Below are 7,204 nucleotides of genomic sequence, written 5' to 3' on the forward strand. Positions count from 1 at the left end.
CGATATCGCCGGGCGCACGCTGCGCCAGGTCGGAGCCGGGCTTGGCGATCACATCGAAAGAAGCAGCGGAAGCTGTGGACCCTGCCCAGTCGTCAAAAGCGGGGGCCGCGCCCAGCAGCCGGCGCGCGTCGGCCAGCAGTTGCGGGTCCTGCTGGACGATCTCGGGCCGCGTGCTGGCGGCCTGCGCCGCCTGCATGCTGCGGTTGTCATGGCCGGCCACGACGCGGGTCACTTCGATCTCGCCCGTTTGCGGGTGCACGGCCACCTCGGCCACCCAGGCGCTCCAGGCATGGAGGTCGGCGCCCTGCGCATCCAGGGTCTGCAGCTGGGCGGTGGCAAAGCCCCGGCCCAGCAGGCGGCCGTCGGCCCCCTGGTGGGATGGCGCCTGCTGCGATGCCTGCGCACGCTCGGCCACCTGCCGGGCCAGATCGCGCACCGGGCCTTCGGGCAGGTGCTGCAGCCGCCATTGCAGCGGGTCACGGCCCTGGTCCAGCGCCTGCTCATGCCAGTGGCTTTCGCGGGCAAAGACCTGGGCGGCATTCAGATCATCGACGCCGGCATGCCGCAGGCTGGCGGCCAGCCTGCGTTCATGCACTTCGCCGGCATCGAGCACGGTGGCCAGGGCCGCGGCGCGCGCCAGCTCGGGCTGGCTCAACAGGCGCGCCATGCTGGGGCGCACGGCCCAGGGCGTGTCGGACAGCAGCAGGTCTGGCTGCGGCGATGCATTGCCCGGCTGAGGCTGCACCACCGTGTCGGCTTCAAGCCCTTGCGAAGGCCGCGCATGCACGCTCAGCACCAGCTCCCGGCTGTCTGCGCTGCCCGCAGCAGTCCAGGCCTCGCAGGCCACGCTGACAGGCCGGCCCACGGCCTGGGACAGCAGGGCCGCATCGGCCGCTGCGTCCATGAGATCCAGCACATGCGGGGTGCCGGCCGCCGTGGCCGGCAGGCTGAACAGCCGCAGCGCGGACTCGGGGCATTGCAGCAATGCGGCCAGTTCGCGGCCGATCATCTGCCGCACGCCGGCGTCGCAGGGCGGCAGCCAGACGCTGGCATGGCCGTCCAGGCACCACACGGCTGCGCGTGCGGCACCCTCGCAAGACACGGGCGCCGCCATGCGCCAGACATAGCGGCCGGCATCGGGCAGGTCGGCCTTGCCAGCCTTGTCGGCTCTGTCGGCTCTGTCGGCAGCACGGGGCGCGCTGGCGGCCCTGGCTTCCTGCCGGTCGTCCCAGGCAGGGGCCAGGCTGGCAGCGGCCTGCCGGGCATGGACAGGCGCCACGGCCACCACGCCCAGAAAATGCCCGCGCTGCACCGCGGCCACCACGCCAGCCATGGCCTGGGCGTCCTGCAACCGTGCATGCAGGGGCACGCTGCCCCGGTAGCGCAGACCGTCCCAGGCCGCGACGGGCGGGCGCAGCGCCAGGCCGTGCAGCAGGTCGGAAGGCAGGGCGGGAGTGTTGCCGGCCGGGCTCATGGCTGGACCTCGCCCGCGCTGGAAGATGGAAAACCGGAGGGTGCCTGCAGCGCGGCGCGTTGCGCACGCAGCTGCACGGCGCGCAGGGCGGCCTGCATGATTTCCACATGCGTGCCGCAGCGGCACAGGTTGTGGTGCAGCTCGTTGCGCAGCTCCTGCTCGGTGGGATTGGGGTTGCGGCGCAGCAGGGCCTCCACGGTCATGATCATGCCGTTGAGGCAGTAGCCGCACTGGGCCGCCTGGCAGTCGATGAAGGCCTGCTGCGTGGGGCCGGGGCACTGGCGCGAGCCCAGGCCTTCCAGCGTGGTGACCTCGCGGCCCACGGCCGCCCGCACGGGGATCACGCAGGAACGCGCGGCCACGCCATCGATCAGCACCGTGCAGGCGCCGCATTCGCCCAGGCCGCAGCCGTACTTGGGCCCGTTCAGCTCCAGGTCATTGCGCAGCACATGCAGCAGCGCCGTCCCGGGCGCTGCCGGCACCTCGCATGCGCGTGCATTGACCTGCAGGCGGATGGGGTGGGGGGTACTGCTTGGATGGACTGGGGTTCCCATGGGACGAGGCTCTTGCAACTTGGCTGCGGTTCAGGATGTCGGCGTTCTGCGGCCGGACAGGAGTGGGGGGATTCCCTCCCCTCCCCTCGTCCGGCAAGGCAGCGAGTATCAGGCCGCTGCCTTGACCTTGGGCTCGACCAGGGGCACGTTGAACACGTCGTAGCCGAAGCACCAGGACGGATCTTCGTTGGTGCGCAGCCAGGTGTTGTCGTGCGAGATGCGCTGCACCTTGCTGGCGCGCTCGGCACGGTTGGCTTCGTACAGGGCGAAGGCCAGCTCATGGTTGTGCGCGCCGACTTCCTTGAGGCAGCGCGCCAGCATGGCGCCGTCCTCGATGGCCATGGCGGCGCCCTGGGCCATGTGGGGCTTCATGGGGTGGCAGGCATCGCCCAGCAGCACCAGGCGGCCACGGCTCCACAGCGGCAGCGGATCGCGCTCGAGCAGCGACCACTTGGTCACTTCCACGGTGGCGTCGATCAGTGCCTGCACGGTGGGATGCCAGCCCGAGAAGGCCTCGCGCATCTCTTCCTTGCTGCTGGGCAGCCAGCGGTCGTTGAGGTCCCACTTCTCGACGGGCACGCCGGTCACGTAGTACAGCTCGTCGGCCTTGCCGGTGACGAAGTAGGTCATCATGTGGCGGTCATCGCTCCACCACTTCACGCAGGCGTCGAAGGGCAGCATGCCGGCCTTGACTTCGGGCGTGGGAAACACGGCGCGGTGGGCCAGGTAGCCCGCGTACTTGGGCAGCTCGGGGCCCAGCAGTTCCTCGCGGATGCGGGAGTTCACGCCATCGGCGCCGATGACGATGTCCGCCTCCTCGGTCGTGCCGTCGGCAAAGTGCATGACGACCACATTGCCGCGATCCTCCACCTTGGTCAGGAACTTGCCGTAGGCCATCACGCTGTCGGGCAGGGCCTCGACCAGCAGCGCATGGAAGTCGCCACGGTGCACGGTCAGGTAGCTGGCGCCGTATTCCTTGACGGCGTAGTCGCCCAGCGGAATCTGGGCCAGCACGTCGCCCGTCTGCCAGTGGCGGCTGTACCAGTAGTCGGGATGCGAGCCCTGCTCGTTGAGCGCGTCCTCGATGCCGATGCGGCGCAGGATCTTCATCACATTGGGCCCGACATGGATGCCGGCTCCCAGGCGCGAGAAGCTGGGCGCCTGCTCATAGACGCGGACATTGAAGCCTTCCTGGAGCAGCAGCTTGGCAGCTGCAGCCCCGCCGAGACCGGCGCCGACAACGGCGATTCGAGGGGATTGAGACACAGTTTTCTCCTAGCAGGAATGTTGAAAGCCAGACGGGGCAACCGTTGCTTCGGCGCGTCCTTGCAGGGTGTACAGCAGGAAGCGTGCCAGGCAACAAAACACTTAATTCAGGTGTATGCGCTTGAATTTTTCAAATCGATGCATGCACCATAGGGCGGCAGAATAAATTGAAGTTCGCCATTTTTGGTGCAATTTCTGCACCAAATCAGTACAAACCCCGAGAAAATTCTCATTTGCAAGGCGGCACGTCTTTTGCAAGAATAAAGCGTACACACTCAGTTGATTCTGATCAGAAACCCTCGAAACTTCGCAAAGGCAAGTCCATGACCAAAACGTTCCGCATCGGCCAGATCGTCCCCAGCTCCAACACCACCATGGAGACCGAGGTGCCGGCCATGCTGCAGGCCCACTCCACGCTGCGCCCGCAGGACCGCTTCACCTTCCACTCCAGCCGCATGCGCATGAAGAAGGTCCAGAAGGAGGAACTGGCCGCCATGGACGCCGAAAGCGACCGCTGCGCGCTGGAGCTGAGCGACGCGCGCGTGGACGTGCTGGGCTATGCCTGCCTGGTGGCCATCATGGCCATGGGCAAGGGCTACCACCGCGTCTCGCAGCAGCGCCTGACCGAGCGCACGGCCAGCAATGGCGCCACCGCCCCGGTGATCACCAGCGCCGGCGCGCTGGTGGAAGCGCTCAAGGTCATGGGCGCCAAGAAGATCGCCCTGGTGGCGCCCTACATGATTCCGCTGACCCAGCTGGTCATGGACTACGTGGCCGCCGAAGGCTTCGAGATCGTGGACTGGCGCGCGCTGGAGATCCCCGACAACCTGGACGTGGGCCGCCACGACCCCGCCAAGCTGCCCGGCATCGTGGCCGGCATGAACTACGCCGACGCCGACGTGATCGTGCTGTCGGCCTGCGTGCAGATGCCCTCGCTGCCGGCCGTGGCCCAGGTCGAGGCCCAGACCGGCAAGCCCGTGCTGACCGCCTCCATCGCCACCACCTATGCCATCCTCAAGGAACTGGGGCTGGACCCCGTGGTGCCGGGCGCGGGTGCGCTGCTGTCGGGCGCCTACCCCTACGACACCGGCACCAGCGCAGCCAAGGCCTGAGGAACACACGCATGACCAGCCATTCCAGCTCCCCCACCCCCAGCACATTCCGCTACGGCGGCAACGTCCACGCCAACGGCATCCGCCAGCACTACCTGCGCTACGGCGGCGCCGAGGGCGAACGCGCGCAGCGCGACGCCGTCATCCTGATCCCCGGCATCACCAGCCCGGCCGTGACCTGGGGCTTCGTGGCCGAGCACCTGGGCCGCCAGTTCGACACCTATGTGCTGGACGTGCGCGGGCGCGGCCTGTCGTCCTCCGGCCCGGGCCTGGACTACAGCCTCGATGCACAGGCCGCCGACGTGGCCGCCTTCGCCCAGGCCCTGGGCCTGCAGCGCTGGGCGCTGGTCGGCCACTCCATGGGCGGGCGCATCGCCGTGCGCGCCGCGCGCAGCCAGCCGGTGGGGCTCACGCGCCTGGTCATCGTCGATCCGCCGGTCTCCGGCCCCGGCCGCCGCGCCTACCCGGCCGCCCTGCCCTGGTATGTGGACTCCATCCGCCAGGCCACGCTGGGCATGGATGCCGAGGCCATGCGCGCCTTCTGCCCCACCTGGACCGAAGAGCAGCGCCAGCTGCGCGCCCAGTGGCTGCACACCTGCCACGAGCCGGCCATCGTGCAGAGCTTCGAGGACTTCGGCCGTGACGACATCCATGCCGACCTGCCCCGCATCCAGCACCCGCTGCTGCTGGTCACGGCCGAGCGCGGCGACGTGGTGCGCAGCGAGGACGTGGCCGAGTGGCAAGGCCTGGCACCCCAGACCGAGCATGTGCGCGTGCCCAATGCCGGCCACATGATTCCCTGGGACAACGAGGCCGGGTTCTACGTGGCCTTGGGCGATTTCCTCGGCGCGCGGGTGGACTGAATGTCCAACCGCAGCCCACTCCCATCCATCGCGACACCAAGGAGCCGACCATGTCCGTCAGCGATATCGATCTGATCCACGCCTGGAAGCAGGTGCTCACGCTGTCCCGGCTCGAAGCCGGCCAGACCGTCACCGTGCTCACGGGCGCCGACACGCACCCGCAGACGCTGCGCTGCGCCATTGCCGCCTCCAGCGAAATGGGGGCGCGCGTCAACCGCCTGGACCTGCCGCCCGTCAACGCCGAAAAATCACTGAGCCGCGACTCGCTGGCCTACCTGGGCACGACGCCGCTGACCGGCAACCCCGCCGCCATCGCCGCGCTCAAGGCCAGCGACCTGGTGCTGGACCTGATGACGCTGCTGTTCTCGCCCGAGCAGCACGAGATCCTGCAGACCGGCACCAAGATCCTGCTGGCCGTGGAGCCGCCCGAGGTGCTGTGCCGCCTGGTGCCCACCGAGGGCGACCGCGCACGCGTGCAGGCCGCATCCAAGCTGATCGAGGCGGCCGGGCAGATGCACATCACCTCGGCCGCGGGCACCGACCTGCGCTGCCGCCTGGGCAGCTTCCCGGCCATCTGCGAATACGGCTTCGTGGACCAGCCCGGCCGCTGGGACCACTGGCCCAGCGGCTTCGTGCTGACCTGGCCCGACGAGGGCGAGAGCAACGGCCGCGTGGTGCTGGACCGGGGCGACATCCTGCTGCCCATGAAGGACTACGTGACCGAGCCCATCGAACTCGTCATCGAAAAGGGCTACGTCACGCGCATCAGCGGCGGCCTGCAGGCCGACATCCTCAAGGAGTACATGGCCTCCTACGAGGACCCCGAGGCCTATGCCGTCTCCCACATCGGCTGGGGGCTGCAGCCGCGCGCCCACTGGTCCATGCTGGCCCACTACAACAAGGAAACCCACATCGGCATGGACGCCCGCGCCTTCGAGGGCAACTTCCTGTGGTCCATGGGCCCCAACAACGAGGCCGGGGGCAGCCGCACCACGGCCTGCCACATCGACATCCCCATGCGCCACTGCTCGGTGGCGCTGGATGGCAAGCCCACGGTCATCGACGGCGTGGTGCAGGACGAGGAAGGACTGGCGCGCGCCGCCAAAAGGTCCAAGCAAGGAAAGGACATCGCATGACAACCGCCACCACCAGCACGCAGAGCGTTCCCACCGAGGGCGTGCAGGGCGACATCTCTGCCTACGCACGCCAGGGCTTCGGCACACCGCTGCCGCTCAAGGCCCCGTTCGGCCTGCTCATCATCGACTTCGTCAACGGCTTTGCCGACCCGGCCGTCTTCGGCGGCGGCAACATCCCCGAAGCCATCGCGCAGACGCAGCACCTGCTGGCCCATGCGCGCGAGCGCGGCTGGCCCGTGGCGCACAGCCGCATCGTGTTCTCGGACGACGATGCCGACCACAACATCTTCTGCCTGAAGGTGCCCGGCATGCTGACCCTGAAGGAAGACAGCCCCCACAGCGCCATCGTGCCCCAGCTGGCCCCGGCCGCTGGCGAATACGTGGTGCGCAAGAGCACGCCCTCGGCCTTCTTCGGCACCATGCTCGCACCCTGGCTGGCCCAGCGCGGCGTGCAGACCCTGCTGGTGGCCGGCTGCGTGACCAGCGGCTGCGTGCGCGCCAGCGTGGTCGATGCCATGCAGTCGGGCTTTCGCCCGCTGGTCGTGGCCGACTGCTGCGGCGACCGCGCCCTGGGCCCGCACGAGGCCAACCTGTTCGACATGGCCCAGAAGTACGCGGCCGTGATGCCGCTGGGCCAGGCCATCGCCGACACCGACGCCCTCGCCGCAGGTTGATCCCACCGCGCCAACGCGCCTATGGGGCCGGCCCTGCGCAGCCGGCCCCGGAGTGCATAACATGCACAGGGCACGCCTGAAGGCGTGCCCGCGAAGAACACCGCCCCATGAACCTGCCCACGCGG

Annotated in this window: 6 protein-coding genes and 1 pseudogene; 4 read left to right on the forward strand and 3 right to left on the reverse strand. The window is 68.9% G+C overall.

Annotation, left to right across the window (positions count from 1 at the left end):
* The 3 genes and pseudogenes from L995_RS27930 to L995_RS27940 all read right to left on the reverse strand — a co-directional run.
* Positions 1-1,474, reverse strand: a pseudogene (locus L995_RS27930) (cytochrome c); the annotation flags it as partial.
* Positions 1,471-2,028, reverse strand: coding sequence for a (2Fe-2S)-binding protein (locus L995_RS27935; RefSeq protein ID WP_047474625.1), 558 nt, complete (start codon positions 2,026-2,028; stop codon positions 1,471-1,473). The gene L995_RS27935 and the pseudogene L995_RS27930, both read right to left, overlap by 4 nt.
* 108 nt (positions 2,029-2,136) lie before the next feature.
* Entirely contained in the window at positions 2,137-3,294 is a 1,158-nt protein-coding gene (locus L995_RS27940; RefSeq protein ID WP_016449030.1) for an FAD-dependent monooxygenase, read from the reverse strand.
* A gap of 323 nt (positions 3,295-3,617) precedes the next feature.
* Between L995_RS27940 and L995_RS27945 the strand changes: the two genes are divergently transcribed.
* Genes L995_RS27945 through L995_RS27960 form a run of 4 tightly spaced genes read left to right on the forward strand, consistent with a single transcriptional unit; the run spans position 3,618 to position 7,079 of the window.
* Positions 3,618-4,406: a maleate cis-trans isomerase family protein gene (locus L995_RS27945; protein WP_012203777.1), complete on the forward strand. Its 789-nt coding sequence runs from the start codon at positions 3,618-3,620 to the stop codon at positions 4,404-4,406.
* A gap of 11 nt (positions 4,407-4,417) precedes the next feature.
* Positions 4,418-5,269: an alpha/beta fold hydrolase gene (locus L995_RS27950; protein WP_047474627.1), complete on the forward strand. Its 852-nt coding sequence runs from the start codon at positions 4,418-4,420 to the stop codon at positions 5,267-5,269.
* Between the two features lie 50 nt (positions 5,270-5,319).
* Complete coding sequence (locus L995_RS27955) at positions 5,320-6,405, forward strand: hypothetical protein (protein WP_012203775.1); 1,086 nt, start codon at positions 5,320-5,322, stop codon at positions 6,403-6,405.
* A complete protein-coding gene (locus L995_RS27960; protein WP_047474629.1) occupies positions 6,402-7,079 on the forward strand; it encodes an N-carbamoylsarcosine amidohydrolase in 678 nt (225 codons plus the stop codon). The genes L995_RS27955 and L995_RS27960 overlap by 4 nt, the downstream gene beginning before the upstream one ends.
* Positions 7,080-7,204 lie beyond the last annotated feature (125 nt).

This window comes from Delftia sp. ZNC0008 (assembly GCF_000799035.1).
GTDB classification, from domain to species: domain Bacteria; phylum Pseudomonadota; class Gammaproteobacteria; order Burkholderiales; family Burkholderiaceae_C; genus Comamonas; species Comamonas tsuruhatensis.